Consider the following 20,507-nt stretch of genomic DNA (forward strand, 5'->3'; position numbering starts at 1 on the left):
GTTTTGATTTTCTGCGTTTTCCGGGAGAATATAAATAATTTAAGTTTATCGAGATTAATGGTATTTCATCTGGATTTTCTTTTAGATTTTGCAAAAAAGTTAGTTGATCTTTTATGTTTTTTATATCTCTGTAAGAAAAAGACTAATAATTATATAAAATGAATTTGGTTAATCTTACAGGGTTTTCCCCATACACTAGTTGCATTCCTCATCATAAATTAGTGTTAAGATTTAAAGGCAATATCCTACCAGCCTGAAAATTCCCCCCACTCAATTTACCCCTACACTGTGTATTGAAATACACCTGATTTAGTTCAGGTTAAATAATTAAACTATTTAGGCAATGAAAAAAATTATACGTTTTAGCCTGGGAATAATTCTAATATTGTTTTGTGTTGTTTCCTGTACAAAGGAAGAAGTAGGTAAGGAATTAGAAGAATCTCATGCTGTAGGAAAACTTTCTTTTGGAAGTGTACTAAGCGACCTGGCCAACCGTAACCAGTTAAATAAGCAAACTTCCTCTGATTCTTATGATATTCCACAATGTTCAAATGAGAATCCTCTGTTTGTTAGAGTTGCTATTAAGGTAAAAGATGAAAGTGATAATTGGGTTTGGTATAAAAATTCTCATCAGGATAAGATTGAAATTCAAGTTAATCCAAACGGAACCGATTTGGATAATGATGGGAATTCGGATGCCTGGTTCACCCAGGAGTCAGCAGATCTGGAACTTGAAGAAGGAGAGTATAGCATAGAGTATTTTGCGGTAGCCACTGCAGCCGGCAATGATGAGGCTGACATTATTTATATGGCTCCCAGGATTCCTGATGGAGATTTAGATTATACCCAAAGTATTCAATATCACAATTTCGTAGATAATCCATTACCAATACAAGTTAAGATACGTCCCGGGGTAAAATATTACCAACCGGTAGAAGTATTATGTTATGAAGAGCACTATGCTTTTGCCTTTGGTTATCTATTCTTCGATTTTAATACAACTAATTTAATTTACCTATGTACTTACGGCAATGTATGTGATGAAGATCAAAAACATATGCCTGCGCAATTTAAAATGAAAGTATGGAAAGACTCTAATGAGGCTGACCTACTTGTTGTGGCCCAAAATGAAAGAAAGACCTTTAGTGATGAAAACGGCACACATTATTATACTGATGCACTCTGTTTTCCACTTCCCGAAATAGAAGAATATTATGCAAAAATATGGATCGTAGAGGATGAAACAGAAATCTTAATAAGGGAAGGAAGTTTTAATGCTGAAGATCTAGCTAATATATACCAGGAAGAACAGCAACATTATTATTACCATTTTAGGGAAGCTTGTTGCGATGAAGCAGATAATTTCGATTTATTAGATGATTTAACCGAAAACGAAGGAGAATGTGAAGAAGAACCCCAGGATCCGGAAGAACCGGAAGACTGTGTACCTTGTGATAACGATGAGGGTGGGAAAATAAAGGAGCTAACGGTTAAATATTTAGGTGACGATGCAATTAATTTGGTGGTAACTCATAACGGTCCAGACTCTCCTTACGAAATATTTAACGGAGATGTAAATAAAGATGAAGAAATACTGTTGCCAGGGGAGGCAACAAATGGAGGACATCCTATTCCTTCAATATGGACAGAATTGAAATTTACAATTTCAGATATATCATATAATCTACATACAAGTTGTTCAGAACCATTTTATCCGGGCCAGATTTTCGGAAATGGTCTTTTTGAAGTGATTTCAGCAATTAACGTAGATAATCAATCAATATGCGAAATAGAATAAATTTAAATATTAAACTCATAGGCCTGTCATTGGGTGGTTCTTTTTACAGGCTTATTAATCAAACCTTTTATTAATTAATCTAAATTTTTTATTATGAAAAACTTTAAAATTTATTTGGCTTACGTCGCTCTTTTAGCGATGGTAATGACTTCCTGTAGCAAGGAAGACAATCCAGACAGTCCCGATGGACCAGATGGAGAAGTTTCTACTCTCTCTTTTGAGGTGTTCTTAGAAGACTTCGAAGATCAGCGAGCTGCTCAAACTAAAGAACATATCTTAGAGGATGGTGTAGTGCCAAGTTGCGAAAATGATGACACTGAACCTAGTTTTATTCGGGCTGTAATTATGAATGAAACAACAAACAGCTATGTGAGTGATGACGATCTAACTAATGCTGAGGCTGTGGACATCGATATCATCCCTGTTGATGATAATGATAATGATGGGGATACTATGCCAAACTGGTTAACGTACGAGGAAAGTTTTCTTGAATTGGAAAGCGGTGAATACACAATTATTTATTTTGATGTAAGAAATGCTGCTGGAGATATACTTTATATGGCTCCATCGTCCGATGATACTTATGGTCCGGCGAACTTTGAAAATTTTGTAGACTATCCTCTTCCACAAAGCGTGCAGTTAGATAATGGTACTAAAACCTATGTAGAGTTAGAAGTACTTTGCTATGATGAAGTGTATGCAGAAGCATATGGCTATCTTTTCTTTGATTTTGAAATGTTACCCTTACAGTATATTTGCATATTTGGAAACGAATGTGATATAAATGGTCGTCACTACCCATCTAATTTTAGAGTTAAGATTTGGGAGTATCCTTCTCAAGCCGATTTATCCACATTATCTTTTGATGATGAAGATGCCTTGGTAAATAGTACAAATGATGCTGAATGGGACGGTGATATAGTAACACAGGCAGATCCATTGTGTATTCCATTACCAGATAGAGAAGGACAAAGGTTCTACGGTGAAGTTTGGACTATAGATAGTGATGGAGAGGAAACTCTTATAAGAAGAGGGGACTTTGATGCTGAACAAGTGGATGAACTATACGATGAAGTATCTGATACTTATAACTACTGGCACTTTAGAGAAGGAGATTACTGTGGTGAGGATTCAGATCCATGTCTTCTAAGTAGCTTTACTGATTCGGAAGAAGAAGCAACTGTTACATTTGGAACAGATTTAAATGATATTGTAGAACTTGAGGGGTTAGAAACTGATTATATTGATGTAGATACAGATAATGACGGTTTGTACTATCAAGATAATGATCAACCTGCAGTAGGGGCACCTGCTCCATTTGGAGGATACTTAATTACAAATAACCCTAAGAATTACTATGGTCCATTTGTGGGTGCTGAAGCAGGAGATGATGGTAACATGATAGTATTTGACGGTGCTCCTAATTCTAATGATAAAGTACTTTATACTTTGAGAACTCCACAATTATGTGAAGGTGACACCTATTACTTAAAAATGCGTGTTAAAGATATTAGTGAACCGGATGTTAATAATGCTAGACTACATGTAGTATATAGATCTGGAGATCCAGAATCTGCAACTACAGCTGGAAATTTTGCAATAGATCCTTTAGATACTGATGACGATTCTGTTTGGAAGACAGTAGGTTTTATAATGACTGCTACTGAAGATGGGTCAATGTTAATTAGAATCAGAGATCGTGAAGATGATAATTCAGGCAACGATTTCGCTATGGATGATATAATTTTATCAAACGATCCTACAATTTTAAATGGGGTAAATAATATAAATCCTTTTAACTAAATTGTGATTATTTAACAAATCTAAGAAGAGCCCAACTCGGGCTCTTCTTTTTTTATGTGTTAATTTCAGATTTCACATAAGTCCTTAGCTCTTCAAAAAACATCCTAAATTCATTTCCAAATTCTTCATAAAACTCTCTTAGTTCTTCTACTGCCAGGTGCATTTTAGCTCGATATTTAATCCTTCGGTTCATTTGAAAAAGAATTTTTTCTATTCCTTCTATTTCTCGGTAATTGTAAAGCCAGTTATCGGCCACCATATATGGAAGAAAATTTTGAACCGTTTTTGGTAAAACTTCAAAATTTTCCTCTAAAAGTTTATAAAAATCTTCGGTATATTCTTTCAGCGGAATCTCACAATATTCTTTCCAGTTTGCGGCTAGAAAATGATCATATAATATATCTACAATAACCCGACTGTAATGGCCGTAACGATCAAATAAACGCTCTACACTTTTACTTACAATAGGATGGGTATCTGTAAAAGTATCAATTGCACGGTGGAGGACGATTCCTTTTTGAATTTCCAGCGGAAAATCTAAATACTGTTTACCTTTCACCGAATCTGCAATAAAATTACCGATTTTTAGTTGTGTATTATCGCCCGAAAGATATATGTGTGCTAAGAAATTCATCTTTGAAAGTTACGTAAATCCCGTAGTTTCCTGTTTAATTTTTGTTAAGTTTTGGCGCTACCTGTCTGTGCCTTGTATATTTGTTAAAATTTTACTCGATAATAGAGATTTATTTATCTAGAAATAAAACACTTTGAGCTCGTCCCTGGCGGTTCACTATTAAAAAACATTTAATAAAATAAACTTATGAGTTTAATAAAATCAATTTCAGGAATACGTGGTACAATAGGCGGAAGAACCGGAGATAATCTAACTCCTATAGATACCGTAAAATTTGCCGCTGCTTACGGAACCTGGCTAAAGAATAATTCAGAAGATAAAAAATTAAAAGTAGTTGTAGGTCGGGACGCCAGGATCTCAGGGAAAATGGTGCAGGATTTAACAATGAATACTCTTACCGGTTTAGGAATAGACGTGATAGATATAGACCTTTCAACAACGCCAACCGTAGAAATAGCCGTGCCTTTAGAAAATGCAGACGGAGGAATTATCTTAACAGCAAGCCATAATCCCAAACAATGGAACGCCCTTAAATTATTAAATAGTAAAGGAGAATTTCTGGATGGGGCAGAGGGTGCTAAAATTCTGGAATACGCCGAGCAGGATAATTTTAATTTTTCTGAAGTTGATGATCTTGGTTCCATCACCCGGAAAGATAATTATATGGATATCCATATAGAAGAGGTGTTGAAACTTAAACTTGTGGATGCCGAAAAAATTAAAAAAGCCGATTTTAAAGTGGTAGTTGATGGAGTGAATTCTAGTGGAGGAATCGTTATCCCACAGCTTTTAAAGAAAATGGGTGTTGAGGTAGTAGAACTTTATTGTGAGCCAAACGGGCATTTTCCGCATAATCCAGAGCCTTTAAAAGAACACCTTGCCGATATTTGTGACTTGGTGAAAAAAGAAAAAGCCGATTTTGGAATTGTGGTAGATCCAGATGTAGATAGGCTTGCTTTTATTGATGAAAATGGCGAAATGTTTGGCGAAGAGTATACGTTGGTAGCTTGTGCCGATTATGTTTTATCTAAAACACCGGGGAATACCGTAAGTAATTTATCATCGTCTCGGGCGCTTAGCGATGTGACTAAAAAACACGGTGGGGAATATAAAGCCAGTGCCGTGGGAGAAGTGAACGTTGTTAAACTAATGAAAGATTCTAATGCAGTAATTGGCGGGGAAGGAAATGGTGGAATTATCTATCCTGAATCTCATTATGGCCGTGATAGCCTTGTTGGAGTTGGATTGTTTTTAACCCATTTAGCCGAAAAAAATATAAGTGTTTCTGAATTGCGCAAGGAATATACCGCTTATTTTATGAGCAAAAATAAAATTCAGTTGACACCAGAAATTGATGTGGACAGTATTTTAAAGACTATGGAAGAAAAGTATAAAAATGAAGAAGTTTCAACCGTAGACGGAGTAAAAATAGATTTTCCTGAAAACTGGGTACATTTAAGAAAATCGAACACAGAGCCAATTATAAGAATTTATACCGAAGCAAAATCTCAGGCGAAAGCTGATGCACTAGCTGAGGATATGATTAAAGAAATCGAGAAAATTATAGCTTAGCGAACAACAGCATTTTCGGGAATTTCTTTTCCCACATGTTTCCAACGCTTGTGCGTCCAGAGATAGAACTCTGGTTTTTCCCGAATTTGTTTTTCCAAATGCTGAATGTAATCTAAGGTTATTTGATTGTTTTTAGTTTCAGCAGGATTATCAGAAATATTAATTAAAGAGGCCTTATAATGGCCTCTTTTTACTTTTTCTACATGGAGATATAATACCACCATATCAAATTCTGTGGCTATTCTTTCAGAACCTGTATAAAAAGGAACTTTTTTTCCCATAAAATCTGTCCAGAATTTATAACTGGATGTTCTGGGAGATTGATCGGCTATCATAGCATAAGCCCCTCGAATACCTTCTTTTTGATTATTTGCTATTCGCAAACTTGCTTTAGAATTTTGTATTAGTTCGGCGCCAAACCGTCTTCTTATATCATTAATCAGTTTGTCAAAACCGGGATTTCTAATTTTTTTATAAATGCCAAATGCGCTGTGTTTAAGATCGTGCAGTTGTAGTGCAAAAAGCCACTCAAAACTGGCATAGTGCCCACACATAAGCATAATACTTTTGTCTAGTTTTTCTATTCGCCTAAGCTCTTCAAGATTGGTGTAAACAAATCGTTTTTTTAATTCCTCTTCAGAGATAGAAATACTTTTTATCATTTCCAGAAACATATCACACATATGTGAATAGAATTTCTTTCTTATTTTAATGATTTCTTCAGTAGATTTTTCAGGCAAAACAAGTTTTAAATTATTAGTTACCGTTTTTTTACGGTATCCTATTAGGTAATAAACAATAAAGTAAACCACATCTGAAACCAGGTAGAAAAGAGGAAAAGGAAGAATAGAAATTAGCCAAAGTAGCGGGTAAGCCAACCAAAAAACTACAGCCTGCATAAAATAATTTTCAGCAAATATATGGTATATTTGGCACTAAACTAAAGCTACTATGGGAGAATTAAACCTGGTTACCCTTATAATTATTGGTGTAAATGTGTTGGTTTCATTCAAAGGATTTAAAGACGATTCTTTTTTTCAGAAATATAAATTTAATATTGCCGATATTAATCGCGGCGCCAAATATCAAATTCTTACTTCAGGTTTTTTGCATGTAAATACTACACACCTTTTGGTGAATATGCTAACCTTGTATTTTTTTGCCAATTCGGTTATCTTTTTTCTGGGAACAGGAGGTTTTATAATTGTTTACCTTGCCAGTTTGGTTTTAGGGAATTTACTTTCATATTATTTTCATAAAAAAGATATGCATTATACGGCTGTTGGCGCAAGTGGCGCGGTGATGGGCGTCTTGTATTCAGCTATTCTCTTAAGGCCAGATATGATGCTGGGCTTATTTTTTATTATTCCTATCCCGGCATATATTTTTGGAATAGGCTATTTGTTTTATACCATTTACGGGATGAAGCGCCAGGTTGGTAATATTGGTCACGATGCCCATTTTGGCGGTGCTGTAGGCGGATATTTATTAACTCTTTTGCTAGCCAGTTGGGTTTTTGAAGAACATTTACTAATGGTATTATTGCTTGCGCTTCCCATTGTTTTCTTATTTGTGATGCAAAAAATGGGAAAAATATAATTTGGTACTCTTATTGTATTAGCCCTTTCAACTAATAATAAATCACCTATGAAAAAAATAATCTTACTTATGGCCGTAATTACCGGCTTTGGAATGCAAGCTCAAAATGATACAAATCCCGGAATTCATGTTACCGGCGAAGGAGTCGTAAAAGTAGCACCCGATAAGGTAACTATAAAATCCCAAATTGAACACGAAGGCCAAAGTGCTACTTCAGTAAAATCTCAAAATGATGAAGTGGTGAATAAAGTAATTAAATACCTAAAATCTGAAGGAATTGCCGAAAAAAATATCAATACTAATTATATGAATTTAAATAAGCGCTATAATTACAATGATAAAACCTATACCTATGTAGCTAATCAGGCAATTTCAATTACTTTGGAAGATATTAGCAAATATGAATCTATAATGAAAGGTTTGCTGGAGAATGGCCTTAACGGAATTAATGGAATTGAATTTGAATCTTCAGAGATTGAAAAACATAAGGCTGAAGCCAGAAGAAAAGCGGTATTAAATGCTAAGGAGAAAGCTGAAGCACTTGCAAAACCTTTGGGCCAAACCGTAGGAAAAGCTTATAAGATTAGTGAGGGGAGTAGTAATAATTACCAGCCGGTTTATGGTGCTATGAGAATAAAAGGTTCTGCAGATGAAGCTTCTAACCAGGAAACGATGGCACCCGGTGAAATGGAAATAAGCATAGATGTAAATGTTTCTTTTCAGTTACTTATGGAATAGAATCTCAATAACTGCTAAATAAAAAAAGCGCCACTACGGCGCTTTTTTTTATCTGTTGAAAACTGAAATACTATCCTTTGTTAAGTAATTCTCCAATTTTATTATCTAAATCGTCACCTCTAAGGTCACGGGCAACAATAGTACCTTCTTCATCTAAAACAAAAGCTGCGGGAATTGCTTTAATCCCATAAAGTTGAGCAACAGGATCCTGCCAGAACTGAAGATTAGAAACCTGGTGCCATGGCAATCCATCTTCTTCAATAGCTTTTATCCAACGGTCTTTTTGGCCAGGACGATCTAAAGAAACACCAATAACACTAAGGCCATCATCTTTATATTTATTATAAGTTCTTACAAGGTTAGGATTTTCTACACGGCAGGGTTTACACCAGGCCGCCCAAAAATCTATTACCGTTACTTTTCCCATCGCGTCTTTTAAAGAAAGTTCGTCACCACCTGGAGTTGGAGCTGTGAAATTAGGAGCTTTGCTACCAACCGCAACTTTACTTTCTTTTTCAAGATTTTGACCAATTTGTTTTCCAATGGCAGTATTTTGAATTTCTTCAGAAAGGCCATCAAACATTTCTTTTATTTCGTTTGTTGGGTACGATTTCATTCTAAGCATATCGCTAATCACCATTATTGAAACAAATGAATCGGGATTTTCCTGAACCACCTTTTTCTTATAAACCTTATCGTTATCTATAATTTCAGTTTCAGTTTCCTGTAAGGTTGCAAGTTTAGTACTGTCTTGCTCCTGGAAAGCTGTTCGCATGGCGTTACGACCTTTAGTTACTTTTTCGTTTATATTCTTAAGATGCCCTAAATACTCATACAATAAACGGTTTTCTTTTCCACCATTTACTTCAGAAGCTCTTATGCTATCTTTATAAACTTTGAAGTTTATTTTTTCATTTTCAGCAATAAATATCACATTGCCTTGTATACCTTCAAATTCAAGAAAGCTTAAATTTGGAGTTTCTGGATCTTCAAGATCTAATTCAAATTCGCCATTTTCCAGAGAGGTAGAATCAATTCTTTTGGGACGATTGGTGTTTTCGTCAATTTCAGAAACATAAATCATCTTTCCGTTTTCCATTTCTGGAGCGCTTCCAGAAATAAAATATCCTTTATCTTCCTGGCAAGAGGCAAATACGGTTGCAACCGCCAGCATTACTATAATTTTACGCATAAAAATTGGTTTATTTTAAAGCAAAAATAAGCATCTGTCATGGCAATACCTTCCAAATTTTATAAAAAATTGTTAATTTAAACTCTGTAGATTTGTAAGCCTTGCGGAATATGTAATTTTAACAGATATTACTTATTTATGAAAGAACAGAAACAAAATTTACCTTTTGAGATTCAAATTAGTTTTCATAAAGTTGTTGAGCAGTATAAAAAACAGCTCGAGTTTGAAGAAAATGAGATTTCCCGGAATTATATAAAAAGTATTCTTGAGCATGTGGAGGCTTTTCCTGCTTTAACCGAAGGGATTAAAGATTTTGAAGAGCTAAAAAATTACAAAGAGCCGGTAAGGGTATTGTTGGACGATCTTTTTCCAAATGTACTTACCAATAACGAAATTAAAGCGGCTTCTATTCCATTTCAAAATTTCTTATTTAACAGGTCTAAGCGATTAAAGAAAATAATGGAGGATACTCCAGACGATTTTGAACTTGAAATAAGAAATCTGGATAACAAAAGTGTATATGTGCAGGAATGCATTAACATTTTAAACGATTACTACGGGTATAAAATAGATTATTCCCGCCCCCTATATTTTGATATCCCAGATGAACAGGGTATAACCAGGCGATACCGTATTGCATTAAACGGAGATTTTATTGATATCTACCCCAAAGAAAATGCGAAGAAAATTACAGATGAAGATGTAGACGAACTGCTGCAAAATGTTGAGGATATAGATTTATGGCGTAAAAAATTTCCACCTAATAGTTGGGTATTTAAGGGTTTTACTATCGTAAATCTTACCGATGTTACGATGGATGATGCAATATCTGAATTAAAAACTGCTTTACTTTTTGAAAAATCTTCAGAAAAAGATGAACTTCAGAAATTGGAGGAAATTTTTAGGTCTATCTACAAAATCCCTGATCTTCGGGTAGGTTTTACCGTTTATAATCCGCAAGACGAAATGTTCGAAAAGATGGAATATAAAGAAGCCAACAGTTATATTTTAAATGATGAATTGGTAAGTGAATGTAAGAAAGGCGTTTGCGAAGAAGGTTTCAATAATATTTTTAAAAATCACAGTTTTTTTAGCATTGCTAACGTAGATGAGTATGCCAAAAAAACGAAAAATAATATCCTTTCCAGAAGATTAAAAGAAGGTGACGTAAAAAGTTGTATTCTGGCCCCGGTAGTTAAAAATAATCGATTGCTGGGAATCCTGGAGTTGGTGGCGAAGAAAAAGAACCAGCTTAATAGTATTAATACTATTAAATTAGATGAAATTCTCCCTTATATAGCTACTGCGGTAGATAGAAATCGCAGCGATTTTGAAAATAGGGTAAAGGCTGTGATCCAAAGTGAATGTACTTCTATACACCCAAGTGTGCTTTGGGTTTTTGAAAAAGAAGCCAAAAAATATATTAGAGATTATGATGATGATGGATTGGCTTCCTTTAAAGACATTGTTTTTAAAGATATTTATCCTTTATATGGCCAAATAGACGTGGTGGCTTCTTCTGATGCGCGAAATGATGCCATTCAAAAAGATTTGCTTCATCAATTAAAAATTATTCAGTCTATAATTGATAAAGCTTACAAAATAGAGGAACTTCCTATTTATGAACAGGTTAAATTTAGAATTTCAGATTTTATGGACGAGCTGGAAAGTAGCCTGAATGCTTCCAGTGAACAAAAGGTTTTTAATTTGCTTCAGAAGGAGGTGAATCCTATTATGAGTCATTTAAGTAAGCAATCTTCTGAATTGAAAAAAGCGGTTGAAGAATATCAAAATCAACTTAATCCTGAAACAGGAATAATTTATGATCATCGAAAAAATTACGATGAAACCGTGCAGCAAATTAATCGCACTATGTCACGATTTTTAGACAGAAAACAAATTGCTGCGCAAAAGATTTATCCGCATTATTTTGAACGTTATAAAACCGATGGAGTAGACCACAATATTTATATTGGTGCTTCTATGGTAAAAGAAAGACCTTTTAATAAGGTGTATTTATATAATCTTAGGCTGTGGCAATTGAGCACTATGTGCGAAATGGAAAACCGATTTTACCAGTTGCAGCAAACTACGCCAATTAAGCTTGAAGCCGCTTCATTAATCCTGGTTTATAATTCTACCATGTCTATTAGATACAGGATGGATGAAAAGAAATTTGATGTAGATGGCACCTACAATGCGCGCTATGAAATTATTAAAAAACGAATAGATAAATCTTTTATAAAAGGAACCGAAGAGCGCATAACCCAAAAAGGAAAAATTGCAATTGTATATAGCCAGCGAGGCGATGAAAAGGAATATTTAAGATATATAAAATACCTGCAAACCAAGAATTATTTGGGTGAAGACCTGGAACTACTTGAGCTTGAAGATGTGCAGGGAGTAGTAGGGCTCAAAGCTATTAGGATAAATGTTTTATATACCCCAGATAGCAATGAACCTGATAGAACGATTACTTATGAAAATTTAATGGAAGAATTACATTAGGTAAAAAGCGCTCACAAAAGCGATTACCGAAACGATAATCCCTATCATAAATACGGTATAAGTTATTCTTAGAATTTTATACTTTCTATGTAAGACTTTACCCAGCAGGTGAAGGTCTAACATTAAAGATTCGTAGACATAATTTTTATCTTTAATAATTTCCTTCATACCCCATTTAAACTGTTCAAAAGGCATTTTATGGCTATTCCCAAAGAAGAGAAGGTTTACTTCCCTGTTTTTAACCTGTTCTTTGGTAAATTCTCCACTGGTTACCTGCGGCCGGGTAGATAATACCGAAAGTATTATTGATGCCACACTAAACAAAATAAGGATTAAGGTTGGTATAAGTAGGTGTTTATTACTGGCCGCGTCTAATTTAGGAATCATATTAGCAAGCGCCAGGGAAATAATTATCGCATTTACCGAAAGTAAGATGTTGGCTTTAGTATCGGCAATATCACTTAATTTTATGTGGTTTCTAAGCGTTACCCTAAAAAGCGTTTGGATACTCCTTTCAGGATTATCATTTTTATAACGCGCCTTCATACGCGCTTTAGCTTCTTCTTTCTTTAATTTCTTTTCTTGCTTATTCTTATCGGCAATGAGCTCCAGGAGGTTTTCTTCCTTTTTTGGGCCCCATTCTTCAATAGCATAATTGGTATAAAATTGGTGCTTTTCAGTGAACATTCGTATGTTCTCCTGTATCCATTCACCGGTAGTAAAATTCTTAATATTATGAAGTTCTAATTCCTGCCTTAGCAGTTCGCTGGTTTCTTCAAAATACTCTTTAGCAAAATGAGACGAGTCTGCATCCCTTATAATTTTCTCGGGGAGAGTTTCCGGTTTAGATTCAAATTTTGTGGCATTAATATATTGTAGAACGTCTTTTATGAGCTCTGGTGTAGCATTATTTTGCTTCAAAAAGTCTTCAGCAATTTTTATACTTTCATCTTCATGACCCTTAAAAGTGCGGGTGTAGCCGGTATCGTGTAACCAGGCTGCAAGCAACAACGCCTCCTCTTGTTTAACATTAATTTCAGAATTGGCAATTAATTCTTTAGTACTTTTAACCACCCGTTCTGTATGCTTGTAATTATGGTATATATACGTGTTCGGTAATTTTTCTTTGAAAAGATTTAAAACAAAATCATCTGCTTTCTCAATGAGATTATTCATATATTTTAGCTTGTTTTTGTTTCGCCAAAGTACAAAAAATGTTCAATACCATTTATGAAAAAAACTAACTTCTTTATGTCACTAACCGCCCTGTTAGTGATTTTTTCGTGTGTTTCATCAGATCCTAAATACCGCGAAGGAGAACCTACTTCCAATTTTGGATATCCTCAAGATAAAGAAATTGAAAAGTCTTTTTATTTATTAGGAGACGGTGGTTACTCGCCAATTGGTGGAAGCTCTAAAGGTCTTATTGCTTTTAAAAGCTACCTGGATTCTGTAAAACAATCAGATAATTATACCATTTTCCTGGGAGATAATATTTATCCTGACGGAATGCCTGAAGAAGGTCACCCCGATAGAGAGGCTGCAGAGTATAGAATAGATGCTCAGTTAGACGCTATTGAAGATTATGATGGGAATGTACTCTTTATTCCCGGTAACCACGATTGGTATAATGAGCGTATTGATGGGCTGGAAAGGGAAGAGGAGTATTTAAAAGAGAAGTTTGGAGAAGACTTAATTTGGAGCCCAAAAGCAGGTTGCGGTCTGGAAATTATGGATATTGGGGACGAAATTACCCTAATAGTTATAGATTCTCAATGGTACCTTGAAGACTGGGATAAAAGCCCAACGATAAATGACGATTGTGCCGAAATTAAAACCCGCGAGGCATTGTTTCTTGAAATAGAAACAGAATTTAAAAAAAGCCAGAATAAGAATATTATTGTAGCGCTTCACCATCCTTTATTCACCAATGGAATTCACGGGGGGCAGTATAATTTTAATCGGCACATTTATCCTTCACAAAAGAAAATTCCTATACCAATTTTAGGTTCTTTGGCTACTTTAATTAGAACCACGGGTGGTGTTTCAATCCAGGATGCTCAAAACGAACGTTATAAATCTTTAGTTAAACGCCTGGAAACCCTTGGCCAAAAGTCTGACAGGTTAATATTTGTGAGTGGCCATGAACACTCTTTACAGTATATAGAACATGGAAAGATTAAACAAATTGTTTCGGGTTCTACTTCAAAAGCAACTTACGCAACTTTAAGTAACGATGGGGTTTTTGCTTATCCTGAACAGGGTTTTGCAGTTTACGATGTGTTTAAGGACGGATCAACCTGGGTTAGTTTTTATGGAAATGAAGAGAACAAACCAAAACTGTTATTTCAGAAAGAAATATTTGAAGCACCTCAAGAGTTTGATATTTCTGAATTTCCGAAAGAATTTGATGACACAGTAACCACCTCGGTTTATCCGGAGAATGAAACCGATAAAGGCTCTGTTCACAGAACGGTTTGGGGAGAGAGATATCGAGAACTCTACGGTACAGATATTACTTTAGAAGTCGCAGATTTGGAAACCCTTTACGGAGGTTTAACGGCTATGAGAGCCGGTGGTGGTCACCAAACTATTTCTATTAGAATGAAAGATAGTCTGGATAGGGAATATAACTTTAGAAGAATAAAAAAGAAGGCTGTTCAGTTCTTGCAAACGGTTGCCTTTAAAAATACGCCTATTGAGACCCAGTTAGAAAATACAGTAGCCGAGGATATAATTTCAGATTTTTATACTGCGGCGCATCCATATGCATTTTTGGCTATCCCTACTATGGCTGATGCTATTGGAGTACACCATACAAATCCCGAAATTTATTATTTACCTAAGCAACCTAGATTAGGGAAATATAACGAAGAACATGGAGACGCAATTTATATGATAGAGGAGCGTCCTGAAGATCACTGGTTGGGTGCCGAGAGTTTTGGGTCTCCAAATCACGATATTCAAAGTACCGCTGGGATGTTTGATCGGTTGCGTCGGGATGAAAAATACTCTTTAGACGAACCGGCCTATGTAAAAGCCAGGATATTTGATATGCTTATTGGCGATTGGGATAGACACCAGGATCAATGGCGCTGGGCTGAAATTGAAGATGAGGAGGGAAACCGTATATTCAAGCCAATTCCCAGAGATAGAGACCAGGTATTTTCTAATTTTGATGGTGCCTTTTTTGGCACGTTAAGAGCTTTAACCGGCTTTGCTTCGCAATTTGCGGTTTACGGTGAAGATATTAATAATGTAGAATGGTTTAATGTTTCTGCTACAGGTCTAGACCGTTCCCTGCTTCAGAATGTAGGGAAAGAAACCTGGAGAGAGCAAGCTGAATATATTCAGGAAAATATGACCGATGCGGTTATTGAAGAAGCTTTTGCAAAACTTCCGCCTGAAACGTACGATGATACTACCAAAGAACTAATCAAAAAGGTAAAAGCGAGACGGGATAATATTGTAGATATTGCGATGCGTTATTACGATCACTTTGCCGATTTGGCGATTGTTACGGGCACAGATAAAGACGATTTTGTTGATGTTACCCGAATGAAGGATGGAAAAACCCGTATTAAGATTAGTAGAAATAAAGGTGGCGAAAGAGCTGATGTTTTGAGTGATAAGGTTTATGATAAAAAAGATACTGACGAGATTTGGTTATACGCCCTGGATGATGATGATAAAATTCAGGTAGATGGCGAAGGTGATAACTATATTTTCTTAAGGATTATTGGCGGCCAGAATAATGATATTTATACTATAAATAATAACAACCGACTTAAAATTTACGATCATAAATCTAAACCAAATACCATTGAAGAAGACGGTGGCGCAAAGTTTAGGTTTACCGATGATTATGAAATCAATACTTACGACAAGGATAAAAAGAATTTTACCACGGGAGCTATTTTACCCGGTTTTGGATTTAACCCCGATGATGGTTTTAAAATTGGACTTGAAGTTGTAAATACCATTAATGCTTTTAAACGAAACCCATTTACCGCCCAGCATACCTTTGGCGGGGGTTATTATTTTGCAACACAGGGTTTTGATCTTTATTATGAAGGTGAATTTGCTCATATTCTTGGAAATTATAATCTAAAAGTTGGTGCCAATTATACCAGTCCCAATTTTGCCAGGAACTTTTTTGGCTTCGGAAATCAAACGCCGAATTTTGATGATGAATTAGATTTTGACTACAACCGTGTAAAAATAAGTCGATTTGGGGTAAAGGCAGGGTTTGAAAATAAAACACCTTTTGGTAGCTTATTTAGATATATGGCCACTTTTGAAGGAAATAAAGTTGAAGATACAGAAGGAAGATTTATTACTGAAGATTTTGAAACCGATGATCCAGAGTTCTTCGACAGAAAATATTTTGCGGGATTAGATGCTTTATATCGTTACGAAAGTTATGATAATAACCTAAACCCGAGTAGAGGGATGAAATTTGAACTTAATTTGGGTGGTCAAATGAATACTGCAGATCCCGATCAGGTTTATGGATATTTTAAACCTTACTGGGGTTTTTATAACGCGCTTACCACAAACCGCAAACTGGTTTTAAAAACAAGAGTTCAGGCGCATTTAAATATGGGTGACGATTATGAATTCTATCAGGCAGCGCATTTAGGTGGTGAGAGTGGATTAAGAGGATATAGATTACAACGTTTTGCCGGGAAAAGTGCTTTTGCAACCGGTGCAGACCTTAGATATGGTTTTGATCAATTTACCACCAGGTTTTTACCTTTACAAATTGGAGTTTTTGGAGGCTATGATTTAGGTAGGGTTTGGGCCGATTTTGAAGACAGTAACCAATGGCACGACAGTTATGGAGTTGGTTTCTGGGTAAACAGTGCAGACGCTGTTAATGGAACCTTTAGCCTCTTTAGAAGTGACGATGGCTACCGATTCGCTTTTGGTTTCGGATTCCAGTTCTAAAAGCCTGAACAGAATAATAGCAAAAAGCTACCAGGGAATTCCCTGGCAGCTTTTTTTTGTGCTTTAGCGTACTTATATGTCTAAATCAGTTGGACTTCAGGCATTTATGAAATTATGGAGAAATCATATTTTAATGATTTTCAAGTGAATAATTCTGGTTTAGCAAAAATTAATTCAGTTTAGAATTTTCACTTTAAGAAGGGAAGTGGAAATTAAATTATTCCTTTAATTTCCAGGACAATTTGCCTGAAAAATATCTTTGAATAAAGATTGAAAAACGCAGCAACTGATTTCAAAAGTTAAGGTTATTCAGGTTTTTTCATATTCAAAGTATTAGAGAAATCGATAGTTCTAATAGGGAATGGAATATTGATACCATTCTCGTCAAAAGTTTTCTTAATTTCAATAATAGCAATATCGCGGGCAACTAAAATGTCCCGGTTTTTCTTAACATCAGTCCAAAAGCGAACTACAAAATTAATGGAACTATCTCCAAATTCAGTAAACATAAATTCTACCTGCTCATTTCCACGAGAAGGGAAATGTTTAGAGATAGTTTCAATCGTCATTTCTTTTACTTTTTCCAGGTTAGAAGAATAACCCACACCGCAATTCAGCATTACGCGAGAACGGTTGGTTCTGGAAAAATTTTTAAAAGGTTCTTCTACAATTTTAGAATTGGGAATTACCACGTAATTATTATCAGCTTGTTTTACAACTATATTCCTAAGGTTTATTTCGGTTACTTCCCCGGCATAGCTATTAGTTTCAATCCAATCGCCAATTTGAAGTTCGGGTAAAAAACTTAAAATAATTCCCGAAAATGTATTATTTAAGGTTCCCTGTAGCGCCAAACCTATAGCTAAACCAACAACCCCTGCACCGGCAAGCACCGAAGTAAGCACTTTATTGAGGTCTAAAATGCCAAGGGCAATAAAAAAACCGATAAGGATCACAATTGCCTTGCTCACCTTAACGGTTATTTGTCTTATAGAATCTTGTTTAACCCGTTTTCCCAGTAGTTTACTTAATAACTGGCCGGTATATTTAGCCAGGAAAATAAATATTATAAAAACCAGGATTGCAAGTAAGAAGTTGGGTAGATTTAAAATTAAGGCATCAAGCCAACTAACTAACTTTGCGGTGATCCCTTCAAGGGATTCTCTAAGGTTAAATTCGTCTTCCAATCTTTATTTATTTGCTGGATTTATGAGAATCTGTGGTTTTCATTTTCCAGGCATCTAACATCCAGCTGGTTTTTTCCAACTCTCTTATGTAAGCACCAATTAAGTCTATGGTACCTTCGTCTCCTGCTTTATCTGCAGTTTCTACCACAGAGCGCATTTGTTTTAGTAGAGTACCGTGATCTTTAAGCAGGGTCTCAATCATTTCATAATCGGTTAAATCTGCTTTAGATTCCTTTAGGTTAGATGCTTCAAGATAATCGGTTAAATTACTAATTGGCGTATATCTCAGGGTAAGAATACGTTCAGCAATTTCATCTACTTTCAATTTAGCATCATCGTATAATTCTTCAAATTTCTCGTGTAAATCGAAAAAGTTTTTCCCAATTACATTCCAATGAAAATTGCGAAGTTTTTGATAGTATAAATGATAATCTGCAAGAAGAACATTTAATTCCTCTACAGTTTTACTTGTTTTGTCTTTATCGAGTCCTAAATAGCTCATAGTTTTAATTTATGGTTTTTAAAAATTCAATACAAAAATATAATAGTTTGAAGGATCAGCCAATAAAAACGACTGATTTAATAGAAGTTTAACGAGGTTTAATTAATAGGGCGGTTATCTTTTAAATCAAGCTTTGCGATCATTTCTTTAGAAACCTGTCCGCTGGAAATTCCATAGCCGTCAACTAAAACTCCTTTGTAACCTTTAGAGGTGGTTATAGCGTAAAGAATGGCGTTATCATCAGGATTACTCATTCCTTCAAAACGTAATACTTTATCTACGTCAAAATCTTCTACTCCAAAAGTCTCGTCTTTAGATTTAAGCTCTATTTCTTCATCAAGAAGGTTGAAATCGTGTTCGTAACCTTCTTCTAATTTTAATTTGTTTATCGCCTGGGAAAGCGTTCCGTAATCTTTCATCTTAAATTGTTTGATTGATTAATAATGTTAAATTACGTTTACAGGCCCTCATATGCAAATTAAAAATGCTGTTTAGGATAAGTTTAACTCCTTATGAAGCCTTATTTTTAAAGGCTTCAGCGAGAATATTTATTTTTGGTGTGAGAGATTTACCAGCTATCAATTATCTTCTTCATTTTTATTATTTCCGAAGTTGAAAAAGCCTAAAGGAAACACCAATAGAAGAAAAAAATACCACCCAGTGACAAGGCCTACAACGGTAATAATTGCCGCAATTATGTAAAGCCAGTAAGATTTACGGAATTTCATAAATAAAAATTTAAATTAAAAACAAATTTATAAATAGGAAACAATTTTGAATCGGGTTAGTAAGATTTCTATCAACATTTAAAATATTTTTAAAAACCTTTTTATCTTTCAATAAAACTTTTGTGAAGTAGGGGTTTCTTAACTCACGAATTTATTGGATATTTGCAAATTAGCGATTTCGTTAAAATAAAATAAAGGAAAAGCGTTCCATTATTAAGAATTCAGCAAAATGAAAAATAAAATCACTTTAAAGGAACTGGCAAAATTACTTAATGTTTCAGTTTCTACGGTTTCTAAAGCTTTGCACGACAGCCCTGAAATTAGCCCCAAAACAGCAGAACGTGTTAAGGAACTTGCTAAACTTCATAATTATCGCCCCAACCCTGTAGCGGTAAATTTAAAAAGCAGTAAAAGTGGAACTATAGGAGTGATTATTCCCAATATTTCAAATACATTTTTTGCCAATGTACTATTAGGTATTGAGGCCAGGGCCCAGAAAAGTGGATTACAGGTGATTACCTATATCTCTAATGAAAAGCTGGAAAGGGAACAGCAAATTGCAGAAATGCTAACCTCGGGATTTGTAGATGGGGTGCTTATAGCAATTTCAGAAGAAACACAACGTAAAAAGGAGTACGATCATCTTTTTAATCTTGTAGATTATGATATTCCGGTGGTTTTATACGATAGGATTAACCTTGATTTACAGGTAGATAAAATTGGTATAGACGATGAATATAGTTTAGAAGAAGCAACACGTATGCTCCAGTCTCGGGGAATTAAAAAAGTAGGAATTGCTACTTCAATACATCATTTAGGTGTGGGGAAACTAAGAATTACCGGATACCGAAATGCTCTTAAAAACCAGGATGATTTTTATATTGCGAATTCTTCAAAACCTGATTCTTTAAGGGAAAAAACACAGAAACTTCTGGTTGAAGATAAGGTAGAGGCAATTTTATGTACAGATTTTGTGAGTACTATGATGGTCTATAGATTGGCTTATGAGAATAAAATTAGTATCCCAAAAGATTTAAAAGTAATTGGATTTTTAAATGCTGATGTAGCGCGTTTTTTAACGCCATCTATAAGTTATGTAGAGCAATTTCCGGAAGAAATAGGAGAGCAAGCGGTAGATTTATTGGTGAATAGGATAGAAAATCGTATTGCTGGGAAACAACCAATAAATAAAACCATTAATACTAAATTAATTCATTTAGAATCTACAGATTTTTAGGCTTTCTTCGATAATAATTGATTCCAACCTTCGAAGTTTTATTGTCAAAAACAGGTTGA

General features: G+C 35.0%; 16 protein-coding genes. 8 read left to right on the forward strand and 8 right to left on the reverse strand.

Going from position 1 to position 20,507, the window contains the following annotated elements; genetic code table 11:
• The first annotated feature begins 343 nt into the window (after positions 1-343).
• On the forward strand, positions 344-1,798 hold the full coding sequence (locus tag J0871_RS10065) for a hypothetical protein (protein WP_208225101.1): 1,455 nt from the start codon (positions 344-346) through the stop codon (positions 1,796-1,798).
• Positions 1,799-1,891: 93 nt separating this feature from the next.
• The gene (locus tag J0871_RS10070) at positions 1,892-3,601 is read left to right on the forward strand and encodes a hypothetical protein (RefSeq protein WP_208225102.1); all 1,710 of its coding nucleotides are present in this window, start codon (positions 1,892-1,894) and stop codon (positions 3,599-3,601) included.
• 52 nt (positions 3,602-3,653) lie between these two features.
• On the opposite strand, the gene J0871_RS10075 is transcribed toward J0871_RS10070, so the two are convergent.
• Complete coding sequence (locus J0871_RS10075; protein WP_208225103.1) at positions 3,654-4,235, reverse strand: acyl carrier protein phosphodiesterase; 582 nt, start codon at positions 4,233-4,235, stop codon at positions 3,654-3,656.
• 186 nt (positions 4,236-4,421) lie between these two features.
• Between J0871_RS10075 and glmM the strand changes: the two genes are divergently transcribed.
• Positions 4,422-5,807: a phosphoglucosamine mutase gene (gene glmM / locus J0871_RS10080; RefSeq protein ID WP_208225104.1), complete on the forward strand. Its 1,386-nt coding sequence runs from the start codon at positions 4,422-4,424 to the stop codon at positions 5,805-5,807.
• On the opposite strand, the gene J0871_RS10085 is transcribed toward glmM, so the two are convergent.
• Entirely contained in the window at positions 5,804-6,706 is a 903-nt protein-coding gene (locus J0871_RS10085; protein WP_208225105.1) for a lysophospholipid acyltransferase family protein, read from the reverse strand. The genes glmM and J0871_RS10085 overlap by 4 nt on opposite strands.
• A 52-nt stretch (positions 6,707-6,758) precedes the next feature.
• On the opposite strand from J0871_RS10085, the gene J0871_RS10090 reads away from it, so the two are divergent.
• Together J0871_RS10090 and J0871_RS10095 are read left to right on the forward strand one after the other, a co-directional pair.
• Positions 6,759-7,406: a rhomboid family intramembrane serine protease gene (locus J0871_RS10090; protein WP_208225106.1), complete on the forward strand. Its 648-nt coding sequence runs from the start codon at positions 6,759-6,761 to the stop codon at positions 7,404-7,406.
• A 48-nt stretch (positions 7,407-7,454) separates the two neighbouring features.
• Positions 7,455-8,144, forward strand: a complete 690-nt coding sequence (locus J0871_RS10095; protein WP_208225107.1) for an SIMPL domain-containing protein — start codon at positions 7,455-7,457, stop codon at positions 8,142-8,144.
• A gap of 70 nt (positions 8,145-8,214) precedes the next feature.
• Here J0871_RS10095 and J0871_RS10100 read toward each other — a convergent pair whose 3' ends face one another.
• On the reverse strand, positions 8,215-9,336 hold the full coding sequence (locus J0871_RS10100; RefSeq protein ID WP_208225108.1) for a TlpA disulfide reductase family protein: 1,122 nt from the start codon (positions 9,334-9,336) through the stop codon (positions 8,215-8,217).
• A gap of 138 nt (positions 9,337-9,474) precedes the next feature.
• Between J0871_RS10100 and J0871_RS10105 the strand changes: the two genes are divergently transcribed.
• Entirely contained in the window at positions 9,475-11,844 is a 2,370-nt protein-coding gene (locus J0871_RS10105; protein ID WP_208225109.1) for a GAF domain-containing protein, read from the forward strand.
• Here J0871_RS10105 and J0871_RS10110 read toward each other — a convergent pair.
• Positions 11,836-13,020 carry a Pycsar system effector family protein gene (locus tag J0871_RS10110; protein ID WP_208225110.1) on the reverse strand — a complete coding sequence of 395 codons (1,185 nt, stop codon included), beginning with the start codon at positions 13,018-13,020 and terminating at the stop codon, positions 11,836-11,838. The two genes, J0871_RS10105 and J0871_RS10110, sit on opposite strands and share 9 nt — an antisense overlap.
• Positions 13,021-13,074: 54 nt before the next feature.
• On the opposite strand from J0871_RS10110, the gene J0871_RS10115 reads away from it, so the two are divergent.
• Complete coding sequence (locus J0871_RS10115; RefSeq protein ID WP_208225111.1) at positions 13,075-16,794, forward strand: metallophosphoesterase; 3,720 nt, start codon at positions 13,075-13,077, stop codon at positions 16,792-16,794.
• A 305-nt stretch (positions 16,795-17,099) separates the two neighbouring features.
• Here J0871_RS10115 and J0871_RS10120 read toward each other — a convergent pair whose 3' ends face one another.
• The 4 genes from J0871_RS10120 to J0871_RS10135 form a co-directional block, all read right to left on the reverse strand.
• The gene (locus J0871_RS10120; RefSeq protein WP_208225112.1) at positions 17,100-17,981 is read right to left on the reverse strand and encodes a mechanosensitive ion channel family protein; all 882 of its coding nucleotides are present in this window, start codon (positions 17,979-17,981) and stop codon (positions 17,100-17,102) included.
• Positions 17,982-17,988: 7 nt separating this feature from the next.
• A complete protein-coding gene (locus J0871_RS10125) occupies positions 17,989-18,483 on the reverse strand; it encodes a Dps family protein (RefSeq protein ID WP_208225113.1) in 495 nt (164 codons plus the stop codon).
• Positions 18,484-18,581: 98 nt separating this feature from the next.
• Entirely contained in the window at positions 18,582-18,902 is a 321-nt protein-coding gene (locus tag J0871_RS10130) for a phosphoribosylpyrophosphate synthetase (RefSeq protein ID WP_075326524.1), read from the reverse strand.
• 159 nt (positions 18,903-19,061) lie between these two features.
• Positions 19,062-19,211 carry a hypothetical protein gene (locus tag J0871_RS10135; protein ID WP_208225114.1) on the reverse strand — a complete coding sequence of 50 codons (150 nt, stop codon included), beginning with the start codon at positions 19,209-19,211 and terminating at the stop codon, positions 19,062-19,064.
• 229 nt (positions 19,212-19,440) lie between these two features.
• On the opposite strand from J0871_RS10135, the gene J0871_RS10140 reads away from it, so the two are divergent.
• The gene (locus J0871_RS10140) at positions 19,441-20,448 is read left to right on the forward strand and encodes a LacI family DNA-binding transcriptional regulator (protein ID WP_208225115.1); all 1,008 of its coding nucleotides are present in this window, start codon (positions 19,441-19,443) and stop codon (positions 20,446-20,448) included.
• Positions 20,449-20,507 lie beyond the last annotated feature (59 nt).

The organism is Salegentibacter sp. BDJ18 (genome assembly GCF_017579965.1).
Classification (GTDB): Bacteria; Bacteroidota; Bacteroidia; order Flavobacteriales; family Flavobacteriaceae; genus Salegentibacter.